Consider the following 15,462-nt stretch of genomic DNA (forward strand, 5'->3'; position numbering starts at 1 on the left):
CGGATGCTTCACAAATGGGCGGCCGATGGGCCGGCGCCCGTTTCGCATGGTCTGCGGCATCGGAGCCATCCGCCGCTCCGCGCCCGATTCCGCAGGGGATTAAGCATGGCTAAGCCGCGCGGGGCAAGGGTCCCCATTGTCCCGCACGCGGCCACCGCCCATTAGCTGTGTTCCGCCGCAGGGGATACCAGCCCCCACCGGCGCCAGCCAACCGCCGCGGCGCTTTCTGGACGCGAATTCATCAAACGGTCATGCCCCCAAGGGGCCTGCCGCCGCCCTGCCGCCGCCCCGCATCCCGCTCTGCACTCCCGCCCCGCCCTCTGCGCAAATGCCGCAACGGCGCCCCAGCCGGCCCGGTCTCGTTGACAGCGCCTTGCCATAGTCCTATGTGAGACCCGTCGATAGGCTGGCCCACATTCCGCTTTACTCCCGAGGTTTTCATGTTCGGCGCTCTCGCCCGCAAGATTTTCGGCACCGCCAACACGCGCGCGGTCAAGGCGCTGCACAAGACCGTGGCTCAGATCAACGCGCTGGAGCCGTCGGTCGCCGCGCTGTCGGACGACCAGCTGAAGGGTCGCACCGACTGGCTGCGCGAACGGCTGGCCAAGGGCGAGACGCTGGACGACATCCTGCCCGACGCCTTCGCCACCGTGCGCGAGGCGGCCAAGCGCGTGCTGGGCCAGCGTCACTTCGACGTGCAGCTGATGGGCGGCATGGTGCTGCACAGCGGCAAGATCGCCGAGATGCGCACCGGCGAAGGCAAGACGCTGGTCGCCACGCTGGCCGTCTACCTGAACGCGCTGGAAGGCAAGGGCGTCCACGTCGTCACCGTGAACGACTACCTCGCCTCGCGCGACAGCGGCTGGATGGCGCGGGTCTACGGCTTCCTCGGCCTGTCGACCGGCTGCATCGTCCATGGGCTGGACGACGACGAGCGCCGCGCCGCCTACGCCGCCGACATCACCTACGGCACGAACAACGAGTTCGGCTTCGACTATCTGCGCGACAACATGAAGTTCCGGCTGGAGGAGCTGGTCCAGCGGCCCTTCAACTTCGCCATCGTCGACGAGGTCGACTCGATCCTGATCGACGAAGCGCGCACGCCGCTGATCATCTCCGGCCCCTCGACCGATTCGTCGGAGATGTATGTCCAGGTCGACCGGCTGATCCCGATGCTGGTGGCCGAGGACTACGAGAAGGACGAGAAGCACCGCACCGTCAGCTTCACCGAAGCCGGCCAGGAGCATATGGAGCAGCTGCTGGCCGAGGCCGGTCTGCTGAAGACCGGCGGGCTCTACGACATCCAGAACGTGGCGCTGGTCCACCATTCGCAGCAGGCGCTGCGCGCCCACATGCTGTTCCAGCGCGACAAGGACTACATCGTCAAGGACGACAAGGTCGTCATCATCGACGAGTTCACCGGCCGCATGATGGACGGCCGCCGCTTCTCCGAGGGTCTGCACCAGGCGCTGGAAGCCAAGGAGAAGGTGACGATCCAGCGCGAGAACCAGACGCTGGCCTCCATCACCTTCCAGAACTATTTCCGCATCTACCCGAAGCTGGCCGGCATGACCGGCACCGCGCTGACCGAGGCGGCGGAGTTCGGCGAGATCTACGGGCTGGAAGTGGTCGACATGCCGACCAACGTCCCGGTCAAGCGCATCGACCATGACGACGAGGTCTATCGCACCGCGACCGAGAAGTACCACGCGATGACCGACCTGATCGAGGACGCGCGCAAGCGCGGCCAGCCGGTCCTGGTCGGCACCACCTCGATCGAGAAGTCGGAACTGCTGTCGGAGCTGCTGACCAAGCGCGGCATCCCGCACAACGTGCTGAACGCCCGCCACCACGAGCAGGAAGCCTACATCGTGGCGCAGGCCGGCCGCGCCGGTGCGGTGACGGTCGCCACCAACATGGCCGGCCGCGGTACCGACATCCAGCTGGGCGGCAATCTCCAGATGCGGATCGAGGTCGAGCTGGCCGACATTCCGGAAGGCCCGGAACGCGACGCCCGCATCCAGCAGATCGAGGCCGAGATCGCGGAAGCGCGCGAGAAGGTCAAGCAGGCCGGCGGCCTCTACGTCATCGGCACCGAGCGGCACGAGAGCCGCCGCATCGACAACCAGCTGCGCGGCCGTTCCGGCCGTCAGGGCGACCCCGGCACCTCCAAGTTCTTCCTGTCGCTGGAAGACGACCTGATGCGCATCTTCGGGTCGGAGCGGATGGACAGCATGCTCCAGCGTCTCGGCCTGAAGGAAGGCGAGGCGATCATCCATCCCTGGATCAACAAGGCCCTGGAAAAGGCGCAGCAGAAGGTCGAGGCGCACCACTTCGAGGTCCGCAAGAACCTGCTGAAGTTCGACAACGTCATGAACGACCAGCGCAAGGTCGTCTACGAGCAGCGCCACGAGGTGATGGAGAGCGAGGACATCGCGGAGGAAATCCGCGAGATGCGCCACCAGATCATCGCCAACATGGTGTCGACGGCGATCCCGGCGAACAGCTACTCCGAGCAGTGGGACATCGACGGCCTGCACGAGGCGGTCAACCGCGTGCTGGGCATGGACCTGCCGGTCCAGGAGTGGGCCAAGGAAGAGGGCATCGCCGAGCCGGAGATCGAGGAGCGCGTGCGCGAGGCCGCCGACCGCAAATATGCGGACAAGGAGGAGGCTTATGGCGCCGAGACGATGCGGCATGTCGAGAAGAGCATCCTGCTCCAGATCCTGGACCAGGAATGGAAGGACCACCTGCTCCAGCTCGACCATCTGCGCCAGGGCATCAACCTGCGCGCCTATGCCCAGAAGGACCCGCTGAACGAGTACAAGCGCGAGGCCTTCGAGCTGTTCGACAGCATGCTGATGGCGCTGCGCGAGCAGGTCACCACCATCCTGATGCATGTCGAAATCCGCATGGCGCCGTCGCAGGAGGAGCTGTTCGCCCGCCAGATGCAGGAGATGCACGAGGGCCGCATGGACCCGGCGCTGGCGATGGCGGGCGATGCTGAAGCGCTGCCCGACGGCATGGTCCGCGCCTCCTCGCTCGCCTCCTCGCTTGTGGGCACGCCGGAAGACCAGCCGCTGCCGGCCGAGGTGATGGAAAACACCCCGCGCAACGCCGCCTGCCCCTGCGGGTCGGGCAAGAAGTTCAAGCACTGCCACGGCCGCATGGCCTGAGGGTCGAAGTCATTCCCCCTCTTCCACCGATCCTGTCCGGGGGAAGAGGGGGCCTTATGAAACCATCCCTCCTCCGTCCCGTTTCCCTTCCGTGACCACGGAGAAACGGGACGCCATGTTCGAAGAATTCAAGAAATTCATCAGCCGCGGCAATGTCGTGGAGCTGGCGGTCGGCATCATCATCGGTGCCGCCTTTACGGGAATCGTCAATTCCCTGGTCAAGGACATCCTGATGCCGCCCATCGGCTGGGTCATGGGCGGCATCGACTTCTCCAACTATTTCTTCAACCTGTCGGGCGGCCAGTACGATTCGCTCCAGACCGCTGAGAAGGCAGGTGCGGCCACCATCAACTACGGCCGCTTCATCAACGCCTGCATCAATTTCCTGATCGTGTCGGGCGCCCTGTTCATGATCGTCCGGCAGGTCAACCGGCTGCACATCCTGCACAGGGAAACGCCGAAGGTGCCGCCGCGGCAGGAACAGCTGCTGGAGGAAATCCGCGACGCCCTGCGCGCCCAGGCGAACGACCGGGCCGGCAATCAGTCCACCCCCCGGCCCGCCGCCCCACCCGCCGACCGCTCGCCCTGATCCCTTGCCGGGCGCACCGGCTGCCGTCGGCGCGGGAGCTTGTCACAAACGTGCAAGAACCCCTCGTTGCCGCAGCGCGTCGAACGGGTTACCTTCTTCGATAAGCTGGCGATGGCGGCGAGGAGATGGCCTCGCATGCCTGCGCTGTCCATGACCTCGACAAGGGCCATGTCCATGTCCGCCACGCGCTGTCCATCGACCGTTCCGCCCGGGGTGCCTCCATGATGAGGCCCAAGGCGATCCCCATGGCGCTTCCCATGGCGATCCGCAGCGCGCGGACCGCGGTCTCGCGGCTGCTGGCGATCCTGCTGCTGTCGCTTCTGGCCGGCGACCCGGCGGCGGCGATCAACACGCCGGTGCCAGCCCAGCTTCCGGAGACCGGCCCCCGCCCGGCCGAAATCCGGGTGACGCTGGACAACAATTACCCGCCCTACAGCTTCCACACGCCGGACGGCACCCATGTCGGCATCGTGAAGGACATGTGGATGCTGTGGTCGCAGAAGACCGGCATTCCGGTGCGGATGATGCCGCTCGACTGGGGGCTCGCCCGGCAGGCGATGGACAAGGGCGACGCCGACGTCATCGAGACCATCTTCCGCAACAGCGCCCGCGAGGCGATCTACGATTTCTCCAAGCCCTACGCCCGCGTCGACGTGCCGATCTGGTTCAGCGCCGACCTCAGCGGCATCACCGGGGTGGATTCGCTGCGCGCCTTCACGGTCGGGGTGAAGGACGGCGATTTCTGTATCGAATGGCTGGCCGACCAGGGCATCGCCGCCTTCCAGCGCTATCCCGGTTTCGAGGCGATGGTCGATGCCGCCTCGCGCCAGGAAACCCGGGTCTTCTGCATGGATGACCCCTCCGCCCGCTATTACATGACCAAGCGCGGGGTGCAGGGGCGCTTCCGCTACACCGAGCCGCTCTACACCGGCGAACTGCACTGGGCGGTGCGCAAGGGCAACGCCGCCCTGTTCCGCCTGATCGTCGACGGCTTCGCCCGCATCGCCCCGGACGAGCGCAAGGCGGTGGAGGAGCGCTGGCTCGGCCGCCCGCTCACCGGCCTGGTCAGCCCGCAGACGATGGATTTGCTGGTCAAGCTGCTGGCCGGGCTGGCCGTCCTGGGCGCCGGCGCGCTGGTCTGGGTCCTGCTGCTGCGCCGGCAGGTCGAAAGCAAGACCGAGAGCCTGCGCACCGCCGTCACCGCCCTGACCGCCAGCGAGGAGCGCGTCCGCACCATCTTCGACAGCGTCAACGACGGCATCGTCATCCACGATCTGGACAGCGGCGCCATCCTGGAGGTGAACCGCCGGATGCGGGAGATGTACCGGGTGGGCGAGGTGCCGCTGTCGGACATCGATGTCGGAATGCTCAGTTCGGGCGAGCCGCCCTACACGGCGGCGGTGGCGGCGGACTGGCGCGGCAAGGCGGGCGACGGGGAGCCGCAACTGATCGAATGGCATGCCCGCCGGCTGGACGGCTCGACTTTCTGGATCGAGGTCAGCATGCGGCGGGCCGTCATCGACGGCAACGACCGCCGGGTTCTCGTTCTCATCCGCGACATCACCGAACGCAAGGCGGCGCAGGAGCGGATGGAGTATCTGTCGCGCCACGACGCGCTGACCCTGCTGCCCAACCGCATCCTGGTGCAGGACCGCACCGAGCAGGCGCTGGCGCGGTCGGAGCGCAACGGCCGGCTGGTGGCGCTGGTCGCCTGCGGGCTGGACCGCTTCAAGACGGTGAACGACAGCCTGGGCCACGCCGTCGGCGACGCGCTGCTGCGCGCGGTGGCGGACCGGCTGAAGGCGGCGGTGCGCGAGACCGACACGGTCAGCCGCGGCGGCGGCGACGAGTTCATCCTGCTGCTGTCCGGCAAGCCCGACATCGACACCGTGGTGGAAACCGTCGCCTCCCTGCACGAGGCGATGGCCGCCCCCTTCCAGGTCGGCGGGCAGGAACTGACTCTCACCCTGTCGTCGGGCGTGGCCATGGCCCCGGCCGACGGGAAGGATTTCGCCACCCTGCTGAAGAACGCCGACACCGCGCTCCACCACGCCAAGGCGGCCGGCCGCGACACCCACCGCTTCTATGCCGAGGCGATGAACGCCGAGGCGGTGGCCCACCTGTCCACCCGCAGCGGCCTGCGCCGCGCGCTGGAGCGGGGGGAGTTCCTGATCCATTACCAGCCGCAGATCAGCCTGGAGACCGGCGCCGTGACCGGTGCCGAGGCACTGGTGCGCTGGAACCACCCGGAAAAGGGGATGGTCCCGCCCGGCGATTTCATCCCGATCGCCGAGGACAGCGGCCTGATCGTGCCGATCGGCGCCTGGGTCCTGACCGAGGCCTGCCGGCAGGCGGCGCAATGGCACGCCCAGGGGCTGCCGCTGTCGGTGGCGGTCAACCTGTCGGCCTTGCAGCTTCAGCGCAACGACCTCGTCCGCACGGTGACGCGGGCGCTGGCCGACAGTGGGCTCGACCCGCTGCTGCTGGAGCTGGAGCTGACCGAATCGATGCTGATCCAGAACACCGACCTGGTGATGGACAATCTGCGCCGGATCAAGGCGATGGGGGTGCAGGTGTCGATCGACGATTTCGGCACCGGCTATTCCAACCTGTCCTACATCGGCCGTCTGGCGGTGGACAAGCTGAAGATCGACCGCAGTTTCGTCGCCGACCTCACCCGCAACCACGACAGCGCCAAGATCACCGCCGCCGTCATACAGATGGCCCACAGCCTGAACCTGACCGCCGTGGCGGAAGGCGTGGAGGATGCCGAGACGCTGGAGGCCCTGCGCGGCCTGCACTGCGACTTCGCCCAGGGCTATTTCCTCGGCCGCCCCGGCCCCGCCGAGGCGGTGGAGCGCGCCGCCCGGCAGGTGAACCCGTTCAGGGTCGGGGTGTAGGCAGGGTCGGGGTGTAGGCCGCCCCTGTTCCTACAGGCCCTTCACCAGGGCGACGAGCTGGTCGAGCGCCGCGCCCCAGCCGTGGTGGAAGCCCATCTCCTCGTGCTGCGTCTTCGCCGCCTCGTCCTTGTGGAAGGCGACGGCGGTGTAGAGCGTGCCGCCGGCCGTCGGCTCGATGGTGACGGACGCGGTCATGAAACCGCCGCCGGTCGGACGGAAGCCCGGCCCCAGCGCATCGGTGAAGACCAGCCGCCGCTCGGGCTCCACGGCCAGGAAGCAGCCGGTGTTGTCGTTCCTTTCGCCGTTCGGCCCTTCCATCACCGTGCGGAACTTGCCGCCCGGCTTCAGGTCGATCTCGCAGGCGGTGGTCCGCCAGGGGGCCGGCGTGAACCATTTCATCAGCAGGTCCGGCTCGGTCCAGGCCCGCCAGACCAGACGTGGCGGAACCGCGACCTCGCGCTTCAGTTCAAGGTCGAGCTGCGGATTGAAATCCATAACGGTCATGGCGTTCCGTCCTCCCGTTCGTTCAGGTCCAGCACCAGGCTGTCCAGCTGGTCGAGCCGTTTGGTCCAGAGGCTTCGCTGGGCGTCCAGCCAGCTTTCCGCAGCCGCCAGCGCCTCCGGCTTCAGCGTGCAGGTGCGAACCCGTCCGACCTTCCGCGTTTCGACAAGTCCGCTCTCCTCCAGCATCTTCAGGTGCTGAAGAAAGCTCGGCAGAGCCATGTCGAAAGGTTTCGCGAGATCGCCCACCGTCGCCGGGCCACGCCCGAGCGCCTGGACGACTGCCCGGCGCGTGGGGTCCGCCAGCGCACGGAAGGTCAGGTCGAGTGCCGCATCCATGACGGCACCCTACCGGTGAAAAATACTTAGGTCAATGCCTAACTATTGCGCTTACGCCGGCCCGCTCGCCATGTGCAGGCTGATGACCCCGGCGACGATCAGGAGGATGCCGACCACCTTCATCGCCGTCAGCGATTCGCCGAACACGAAGACGCCGATGGCGGCGATGGCGGCGGTGCCCGTCGCCGACCAGATCGCATAGGCGATGCCGACCTCCATCGTGCGCAGCGCCTTGGCCAGCAGCAGGAAGGCGATGCCGTAGCACACCACCACGACCGCCGCCGGGCCGAGCCGCGTCATCCCGTCCGACATCTTCATCGCCGACGTGCCGACGACCTCGAACAGGATCGCCACCACCAGATAGAGCCAGCTCATCACCCCGAACCCCACCGACGCCCATTAAGGACGATCCCACGGGACGATCCCGCGGGCCGCGCAGGATGGACCGGCCGACCGGGTGCCGCAAGTGGCCCGGAACATCTACCCCGCCGGACTCTCGTGCCGGACGCCCAAGGTTGACGCCACGCCCGGCCGGCCCTAGGGTCTTTGCCCTCATTCCCAACTTTATCTTTGTGGTTTCGAAAGGGTCCGACGATGACCGGCGAACGGGATCTGGCGTTGCAGGCGAAGGCATGGCCGTTCGAGGAGGCGCGCAAACTGGTCGCGCGCTTCGCGAAAGCTCCGCCCGCCAAAGGCTATGTCCTGTTCGAGACCGGTTACGGTCCGTCGGGCCTGCCGCATCTCGGCACCTTCGGCGAGGTGGCGCGCACCAGCATGGTGCGCCACGCCTTCCAGACCATGAGCGACATTCCGACGAAGCTCTTCTGCTTCTCGGACGACATGGACGGGCTGCGCAAGGTCCCCGACAACATCCCCAACAAGGAGATGGTGGCAGCCAATATCGGCAAGCCGCTGACCCAGGTGCCCGATCCCTTCGGCACCCATGACAGCTTCGGCGCCCACAACAACGCCCGGCTGCGCGCCTTCCTCGACAGCTTCGGCTTCGAGTATGAGTTCCAGTCCTCCACCGACTGGTACAAGTCGGGCCGCTTCGACGAGGCGCTGCTCGGCATCCTGCGTCATTACGACGAGGTGATGGCGGTGATGCTGCCCACCCTCGGCGCCGAGCGTCAGGCCACCTACAGCCCCTTCCTGCCGGTCTCCCCCTCGACCGGCCGGGTCCTCCAGGTGCCGATGCTGGAGCGCAACGTCGATGCCGGCACCATCGTCTTCGAGGACGAGGACGGCAGACGTGTCGAGCTTCCGGTTACCGGCGGCCATGTGAAGCTGCAATGGAAGCCCGACTGGGGCATGCGCTGGTTCGGCCTCGGCGTCGATTACGAGATGTACGGCAAGGACCTGATCCCGTCGGCCGATCTCGCCGGCAAGATCTGCAAAATCCTCGGCGGCACCCCGCCGGAAGGCTTCAATTACGAGCTGTTCCTCGACGACAAGGGCCAGAAGATTTCCAAGTCGAAGGGCAACGGCCTGACGATGGAGGAATGGCTGGCCTACGCGCCGCAGGAAAGCCTCGCCCTCTACATGTTCCAGAAGCCGAAGTCGGCCAAGCGCCTCTATTTCGACGTCATCCCGCGCGCCGTCGACGAGTATCTGACCTTCGTCGACAGGGTCCATGGCGAGGAGCCGGCGAAGAAGCTGGAGAACCCGGCCTGGCACATCCACAACGGCAAGCCGCCGGCGGTGCGCTCCGACGTGTCGTTCAACCTGCTGCTCAATCTGGCCGGTGCGGCGAATGCCGAGACCAAGGACGCCATGTGGGGCTTCATCCGCCGCTATGCGCCGGACGCCACGCCGGAGAACAGCCCGTTCCTCGACAGCATGGTCGGCTATGCCGTGCGCTACTACCAGGATCAGGTCAAGCCGACCAAGCAGTTCCGCGCGCCGACCGACGCCGAGCGCGCGGCCTTGCAGGATCTGCTGGTCAAGCTCGACAGCGTGCCGGCCGACGCCCGCGCCGACGTCATCCAGAACGAGGTGTTCGAGGTCGGCAAGGCCCACGGCTTCACCGAGCTGCGTGCCTGGTTCCAGGCGCTGTACGAGGTGCTGCTGGGCCAGACCACCGGCCCGCGCATGGGCTCCTTCATCCAGCTTTACGGCATCGAGGAGACCAAGGCGCTGATCCGCGAGAAGCTGGCGGCCTGACGCTGCGGTCCGCATCGGATGGGGAAAAGGGGGGTGTCGCGAGACGCCCCCTTTTTCGTTTGCGAACATTCCCTAGCGCGATGATTTTCGAATTTGATCGTTCGCCCGTCCCGCAAGCAGCCACTTGCCCATGAAACGGGCAGAAAGCTGCCTCCCCGCATAGGGGCTGGGCAAACCAAACTCTATTCCATACCGCGCTATGCGGATGTCGCACCGCACCAATACGAAAACCGTGGTACCGCTAACACGGCTGTGGGCTTAAACTCCGCCTCGTTACTGCATTTTGCAGTGCGTTTCCTCCCTAGACTAAAGGCCGCGCCCATTTGGGACGCGGCCCTTTTTTTGCCCGCAGCACCCCACCTGTCCCCTGCCGCGCCCCCTTGCCCCCCTGTCCCGGCTCCGCCCTGTGATGGCCGTCACAGCCAGGATAGATAAAATACCGGATAAATTGTTCCGGTAACCGCGTCCGGCCCACACGCCGGCCGGCTGGGATGCACCGGGAGGGAGGGCGTGGGATGACCGCCGATCAGCCGCCGTTCGAACGCCACCATCGCACGGCGCAGGCTCTGGTCAGCACCTTTCAGGAGGCGCTGGAGCCGCAATTCACCGCCAAGGGCGTCCTGTCGCGCGAGGAATTCACCCGCGCCATGGGGTTGATGATGGCGCATTGGCCGTCGGTGCTGCCGCTGTTCGCCTCGATCTGCCAATCCTGCACGGCGTCGAGCTGCGGGGGCTGCGGCGGCGGATCCGGAGCCATGGGGGAGGAGCCGCCGCAGATCGGGGCCGGCGGGCGCCGCCGCGACTTCGTCACCCGCCTGATGGTTTCGGCCCTGCGCACCCGGCTGCCCGACAGCATGGACCCGATCACCGGCGCCAGCTTTCCCCAGGTCATCCTTCCCGGCCTGCAATCGACCCTGACCGCCCTGTTCTATGAGAAGGAATGGGAGGCGATGAACGCCAGCGTCATCGCCCTGTTCAACCGGCTGGGGACCGACCGCGATGGCGAGGTCTGGCAGCGGCTGGCGCATGAGGAAACGCTGGCGGTGCTGGCCGACACGCCCTTCATCCGGGTGATGCTGCGCTTCCGCCAGTTCCACCAGCAGCGCCAGACCTTCATGCGGCGGATGACCGACCAGCTGCGCGAGCGCCATTTCGTCTTCGCCGAGGAGCATTTCCAGGCGCTGTTCGACGCGCTGTTCGGCCGGCTGCGCGACGGGCTGCGCACGGAACTGGGCCGCGCCCGCACCGACATCCAGTATGGCGAGGGCACGGCGGAGGCGCTGCTGCGCATCTTCGACCAGTTCGACAAGCACCGGCTGGAGCAATCCGTGCCGGTCCGCGTGCTGGGCGGCCGGCAGATGCCGCGCCCGATGCTGGCGCAGCGCAGCATGCTGGGCAGCACCCCGGCAGCCAAGCGGCGCTGAGGTCCGCCGCCGACCTTGCGGGATGTCACAGGCCGGATGTCACAGGCCGCACCGCCGCCGAATTAGGGGGCCGTTAACCAGGGGAGCGTTTCGATGGTCCGCATGATCCCACAGCTGCCGCTCCGCCCCGGCCGCGGCCCAACCACAAGGCTTCAGGTCCGGTGACAGCCCGGCGCTCCCCGTCCCGTCCCTCGGCCCGCCCCTCCGCCCATCTCCCGCCGGAGACGGAGTGCGGCGTCGCGCCCGAGCTGATGGACTATCTGTTCGCCGAGTCGCCGGAACCGGCGCCGCCCCCGGTGCGTGAACCGCCCCCCGCTGCCGCCCCCCAGCCCGGACGCAGCGTCGCCCGTCAGGTCGGCGACGTTCTGGTCGAATCGCGGCTGGCCGGCATGGGCGATGCCGACGTGCGCTCCACCCTGGCCCGCAAGCTGTGCCGGCTGCTGCCCGATCTGCCGCCGGGCGGCGCCGACACCGTCAGCACCGTCGCGACCCGCGCGCTGGAACAGCTGGCCCGTGACCACATCGTCCGTGTGCGCGAGGCGCTGGCGACGGCGATCAAGGACATCGCCTGCGCCCCGCCCTCGGTGGTGGCGACGCTGGCGCGCGATGTCGAACGCTCGGTGGCGGAGCCGGTGCTGCGCTGCTGCGCGGCGCTGGGCGACGAGGATCTGCTGGACATCGTCGCCGCCGCCCCCGCCGGCTGGGCCCTGTCGGCCATCGCCCGGCGCCACAGCATCGGCGCCGCCCTGTCCGACGCCATCGCCGGCAGCGGCCATGCCGAGGCGACCGGCATCCTGCTCGACAACAGCGGTGCGGTGATCGCCGAACCCACTCTGGAAGCGCTGGTGGAGCAGTCGGCCCACCATCCCGACTGGCGGGAGAAGCTGGCCCGCCGCCCGGCCCTGCCCCGCCGGCTGGCGCTGCGGCTGGCCGATTTCGTCGATCTGGCGGTGGTCGAGGCGTTGCGCCGCCGTGGCGATCTCGACGATGCCACGGTGGCGGAGATCGCCGCGACAACCCGCCGCCGCATCGACTGGGCCGAGGCGCCCGACCAAGCCGAACCGCCGGAACGCCGCGCCGTCCGCCTGCACCGGCAGGGGAAGCTCGACGAAACGGCGCTCAGCGATGCGATGTCGTGGAACGAGACCGGCTTCGTGCGGGCGGCACTGACCTTGCGCGCCCGCGTGGCACCGGAGGTGGTGGATCTGATCCTCGACGCCCACGACCCGCAGGCGGTCACAGCATTGGTCTGGCGGGCCGGCCTGTCGATGCGCTGCGCCATGCAGATCCAGGCGCGCGCCGCCGGCATCCACCCGCGCGCCATGCTGAACGCCCGGCAGGGCAGCGGTTTCCCGCTGTCCCCCGCCGAGATGGCCCGCCACCTGGAACGCTACGGCGTCGGACCCTGACTGCTCAGCCCTGGGCGTTCAGCTTACTGCACGCCGCCGCGCTGCATCGGCTGGCGCGGCGTGGCGCGGCCGGTGTGCGGCACCGGGGCGTCGGGCGACGGCTCCTTGTAATAGGGGCCGCGGTCGGTCGGGCCTTCCATCGCCTCGGCCGGGGTGACGATCTGCTCGCCGGTGCCGGCGTCGAAGGCGATCAGCGCCTGCTGGCGCACCTTCAGGCAGGCGTCGCGCTTGGCGGAGATCTCCGCCGACTGCGTCCCGTCCAGCGTCACCAGCGGCAGCACCCAGCTGGAGCGCTGGTTGTCGGGGATCGAGGTGTAGACATAGTTGGTCAGCGGCCGGCAATAGGCGGCGCTGGCCTCCGCCGCCGGGTCGGTGATCGGCGCGGCGGCCATGGCGGCGGTGTAGTCGCCGACCGTCTGGGCCTGGGCGCCACCGGCGGCAAGGGCACCGGCGATGCCGGCGGCAAGCGCCAGCGACATGGTCAGACCGGGAATGAAACGGGCCACGAGCTTGGCCATCTGCGCTCTCCTTCGACCATATTCGAACAAGGTAAGGACCGGACGCGAACCATACGTATAAAGCCCAACGCTCCGGCGTTTGGAAAGGATCATCGGGGGTGCGACGCAACGCTGCAATGCTCCGCTTGCGGTCATGCTTGCCCTCCGCGACAAAACGCGCTACCTACGCTTCCGAAATCTCGGGGCGCTGGATCCCTAAGACGTTAGAATGACCAACGGTTCTAGTCTCCCGCTGAATGGGGGACGCTCAAACGTTTTAGGGAACGCTCCATGGCTCGCAAGAAGATTGCGCTCGTCGGTGCCGGCCAGATTGGCGGCACGCTGGCTCTGCTCGCCGCTCAGAAGGAACTGGGCGACGTCGTCCTGTTCGACATCGCCGAAGGCATGCCGGCCGGCAAGGCGCTGGATCTCGCCGAAACCTCCCCGGTCGAGGGCTTCAACGCCAGCCTGACCGGCGGCAACGACTACTCGGTCATCGAGGGTGCCGACGTCGTGATCGTCACCGCCGGCATCCCGCGCAAGCCGGGCATGAGCCGCGACGACCTGATCGGCATCAACAGCGGCGTCTGCAAGACCGTCGGCGAAGCCATCGGCAAGTACGCCCCGAACGCCTTCGTCATCGTCATCACCAACCCGCTCGACGTGATGGTGTGGGTGCTGCAGCAGGCGTCCGGCCTGCCGCCGGAGCGCGTGGTCGGCATGGCCGGCGTGCTCGACTCGGCCCGCTTCCGCTACTTCCTGGCCGAAGAATTCAAGGTCTCGGTCGAGGACGTCACCGCCTTCGTGCTGGGCGGCCACGGCGACACGATGGTCCCGCTGGTGCGCTACTCCACCGTCGCCGGCATCCCGCTGCCCGATCTGGTCAAGATGGGCTGGACCACGCAGGAGAAGCTGGACGCCATCGTTCAGCGCACCCGTGACGGCGGCGCCGAGATCGTCAAGCTGCTGAAGACCGGCTCGGCCTTCTACGCCCCGGCCGCGTCCGCCATCCAGATGGCCGAGTCCTACCTCAAGGACCAGAAGCGCGTTCTGCCGGTCGCCGCCCACCTGAGCGGCCAGTACGGCCAGGACGACCTCTACGTCGGCGTCCCGACGATCATCGGCGCCGGCGGCGTCGAGAAGATCATCGAGATCGAGCTGAACGACGAAGAGAAGGCGATGTTCCAGAACTCCGTCGACGCGGTGAAGACGCTGGTCGACGTCGTCAAGAAGCTGGACGCCGAGAAGGCCGCTTCCTAAAGAACGGATCGCGCGGTCTCCGGCGTCCGCCCGGCCCATATCCGGGCCGGGTGGACGCCGGTGGTGCGCCCGTCTTGTCCTTCAGTCGACCCGTTCTCGTCAGCCGAAACAAAAAACAGATGGACGCCCGATGAACATCCATGAGTACCAGGCGAAAAGCCTGCTGAAGAAGTACGGCGTCGCGGTTCCCCGCGGCGGCGTTGCCTACACCCCGCAGGAGGCCGAGACGGTCGCCCGCGAGCTGGGCGGTCCGGTCTGGGTCGTGAAGTCCCAGATCCACGCCGGTGGCCGCGGCGCCGGCCGCTTCAAGAACAACCCCGAGGGCAAGGGCGGCGTCCGCGTCGTCAAGTCGATCGAGGAGGTCGGCAAGAACGCCGCCGAGATGCTGAACAGCGTCCTGGTGACGAAGCAGACCGGCGCGGAAGGCCGCGAGGTCAAGCGCCTCTACGTCGAGGAAGGCGCCGACATCAAGCGCGAGCTGTACCTCGGCATGCTGATCGACCGCGCCACCGGCCGCGTGACGATCATGGCCTCGACCGAAGGCGGCATGGAGATCGAAGAGGTCGCCCATAACACGCCCGAGAAGATCATCAAGGTCGCGGTCGACCCGGCCACCGGCATCCAGGGCTACCACACCCGCAAGGTCGCCTTCGCGCTGGGCCTGGAAGGCAAGCAGGTCGGCGCCGCCGCCAAGTTCATCCAGGCCGCCTACAAGGCGTTCGTGGACCTGGACTGCGCCATCGTCGAGATCAACCCGCTGATCGTCACCGGCTCGGGCGACATCCTGGCGCTCGACGCCAAGATGAACTTCGACGACAACGCGCTGTTCCGCCACAAGGACGTGGAAGAGCTGCGCGACGAGGCCGAAGAGGATCCGTCGGAGATCGAGGCGGCCAAGCACAGCCTCAACTACGTCAAGCTCGACGGCAACATCGGCTGCATGGTCAACGGCGCCGGCCTGGCGATGGCCACCATGGACATCATCAAGCTGTATGGCGGCGAGCCGGCCAACTTCCTCGACGTCGGCGGCGGCGCCACGAAGGAGCGCGTCACCGCGGCCTTCAAGCTGATCCTGTCCGACAGCAACGTCGAGGGCATCCTGGTCAACATCTTCGGCGGCATCATGCGCTGCGACGTGATCGCCGAGGGCGTGGTCGCCGCGGCGCGCGAAGTGCACCTGCACGTTCCGCTGGTTGTGCGCCTGG

Annotated in this window: 12 protein-coding genes; 8 read left to right on the forward strand and 4 right to left on the reverse strand. The window is 67.5% G+C overall.

Annotated elements, in window-relative coordinates:
• Positions 1-440 precede the first annotated feature (440 nt).
• The 3 genes from secA to VH569_RS30785 all read left to right on the forward strand — a co-directional run bounded on the left by secA (position 441) and on the right by VH569_RS30785 (position 6,665).
• Positions 441-3,176, forward strand: coding sequence for a preprotein translocase subunit SecA (secA, locus tag VH569_RS30775; RefSeq protein WP_423320566.1), 2,736 nt, complete (start codon positions 441-443; stop codon positions 3,174-3,176).
• Positions 3,177-3,291: 115 nt separating this feature from the next.
• A complete protein-coding gene (mscL, locus tag VH569_RS30780; protein ID WP_423320567.1) occupies positions 3,292-3,765 on the forward strand; it encodes a large conductance mechanosensitive channel protein MscL in 474 nt (157 codons plus the stop codon).
• Positions 3,766-3,890: 125 nt separating this feature from the next.
• A complete protein-coding gene (locus VH569_RS30785; protein WP_423320568.1) occupies positions 3,891-6,665 on the forward strand; it encodes an EAL domain-containing protein in 2,775 nt (924 codons plus the stop codon).
• Between the two features lie 30 nt (positions 6,666-6,695).
• Here the strand turns inward: VH569_RS30785 and VH569_RS30790 are convergent, their stop codons facing one another.
• From VH569_RS30790 to VH569_RS30800, 3 genes are read right to left on the reverse strand one after another with little or no spacing between them, the layout of a single operon-like run.
• Positions 6,696-7,169 carry an SRPBCC family protein gene (locus VH569_RS30790; protein ID WP_423320570.1) on the reverse strand — a complete coding sequence of 158 codons (474 nt, stop codon included), beginning with the start codon at positions 7,167-7,169 and terminating at the stop codon, positions 6,696-6,698.
• Positions 7,166-7,504, reverse strand: a complete 339-nt coding sequence (locus tag VH569_RS30795; RefSeq protein WP_423320572.1) for an ArsR/SmtB family transcription factor — start codon at positions 7,502-7,504, stop codon at positions 7,166-7,168. The genes VH569_RS30790 and VH569_RS30795 overlap by 4 nt, the downstream gene beginning before the upstream one ends.
• A gap of 51 nt (positions 7,505-7,555) precedes the next feature.
• Positions 7,556-7,879, reverse strand: coding sequence for a DMT family transporter (locus VH569_RS30800; RefSeq protein ID WP_098740653.1), 324 nt, complete (start codon positions 7,877-7,879; stop codon positions 7,556-7,558).
• A gap of 219 nt (positions 7,880-8,098) precedes the next feature.
• Here VH569_RS30800 and VH569_RS30805 point away from each other — a divergent pair, with 219 nt between their 5' ends.
• The 3 genes from VH569_RS30805 to VH569_RS30815 all read left to right on the forward strand — a co-directional run bounded on the left by VH569_RS30805 (position 8,099) and on the right by VH569_RS30815 (position 12,500).
• Complete coding sequence (locus VH569_RS30805; protein ID WP_109048467.1) at positions 8,099-9,667, forward strand: lysine--tRNA ligase; 1,569 nt, start codon at positions 8,099-8,101, stop codon at positions 9,665-9,667.
• 515 nt (positions 9,668-10,182) lie between these two features.
• On the forward strand, positions 10,183-11,091 hold the full coding sequence (locus VH569_RS30810; RefSeq protein WP_423320575.1) for a hypothetical protein: 909 nt from the start codon (positions 10,183-10,185) through the stop codon (positions 11,089-11,091).
• Between the two features lie 161 nt (positions 11,092-11,252).
• Positions 11,253-12,500 carry a DUF2336 domain-containing protein gene (locus VH569_RS30815; protein ID WP_423320577.1) on the forward strand — a complete coding sequence of 416 codons (1,248 nt, stop codon included), beginning with the start codon at positions 11,253-11,255 and terminating at the stop codon, positions 12,498-12,500.
• Positions 12,501-12,523: 23 nt separating this feature from the next.
• Here VH569_RS30815 and VH569_RS30820 read toward each other — a convergent pair whose 3' ends face one another.
• Positions 12,524-13,018, reverse strand: a complete 495-nt coding sequence (locus VH569_RS30820; RefSeq protein ID WP_423320579.1) for a hypothetical protein — start codon at positions 13,016-13,018, stop codon at positions 12,524-12,526.
• Positions 13,019-13,288: 270 nt separating this feature from the next.
• Between VH569_RS30820 and mdh the strand changes: the two genes are divergently transcribed.
• Positions 13,289-14,257 carry a malate dehydrogenase gene (gene mdh, locus VH569_RS30825; protein WP_423320581.1) on the forward strand — a complete coding sequence of 323 codons (969 nt, stop codon included), beginning with the start codon at positions 13,289-13,291 and terminating at the stop codon, positions 14,255-14,257.
• A 130-nt stretch (positions 14,258-14,387) separates the two neighbouring features.
• On the forward strand, positions 14,388-15,462 hold a 1,075-nt coding region (sucC, locus tag VH569_RS30830), incomplete at its 3' end, for an ADP-forming succinate--CoA ligase subunit beta (protein ID WP_423320583.1).

Source organism: Azospirillum sp. 11R-A (assembly GCF_049472615.1).
Classification (GTDB): domain Bacteria; phylum Pseudomonadota; class Alphaproteobacteria; order Azospirillales; family Azospirillaceae; genus Azospirillum; species Azospirillum palustre.

What these genes read in the sequence shown, in the direction of transcription:
- mdh (WP_423320581.1), top strand. Translation starts at nt 13,289, where the DNA reads ATGGCTCGCAAGAAGATTGCGCTCGTCGGTGCCGGCCAGATTGGCGGC.
- VH569_RS30810 (WP_423320575.1), top strand. Translation starts at nt 10,183, where the DNA reads ATGACCGCCGATCAGCCGCCGTTCGAACGCCACCATCGCACGGCGCAG.
- mscL (WP_423320567.1), top strand. Translation starts at nt 3,292, where the DNA reads ATGTTCGAAGAATTCAAGAAATTCATCAGCCGCGGCAATGTCGTGGAG.
- VH569_RS30785 (WP_423320568.1), top strand. Translation starts at nt 3,891, where the DNA reads ATGGCCTCGCATGCCTGCGCTGTCCATGACCTCGACAAGGGCCATGTC.
- VH569_RS30805 (WP_109048467.1), top strand. Translation starts at nt 8,099, where the DNA reads ATGACCGGCGAACGGGATCTGGCGTTGCAGGCGAAGGCATGGCCGTTC.
- VH569_RS30800 (WP_098740653.1), bottom strand. Translation starts at nt 7,879, where the DNA reads ATGAGCTGGCTCTATCTGGTGGTGGCGATCCTGTTCGAGGTCGTCGGC.
- VH569_RS30795 (WP_423320572.1), bottom strand. Translation starts at nt 7,504, where the DNA reads ATGGATGCGGCACTCGACCTGACCTTCCGTGCGCTGGCGGACCCCACG.
- VH569_RS30820 (WP_423320579.1), bottom strand. Translation starts at nt 13,018, where the DNA reads ATGGCCAAGCTCGTGGCCCGTTTCATTCCCGGTCTGACCATGTCGCTG.
- secA (WP_423320566.1), top strand. Translation starts at nt 441, where the DNA reads ATGTTCGGCGCTCTCGCCCGCAAGATTTTCGGCACCGCCAACACGCGC.
- VH569_RS30790 (WP_423320570.1), bottom strand. Translation starts at nt 7,169, where the DNA reads ATGACCGTTATGGATTTCAATCCGCAGCTCGACCTTGAACTGAAGCGC.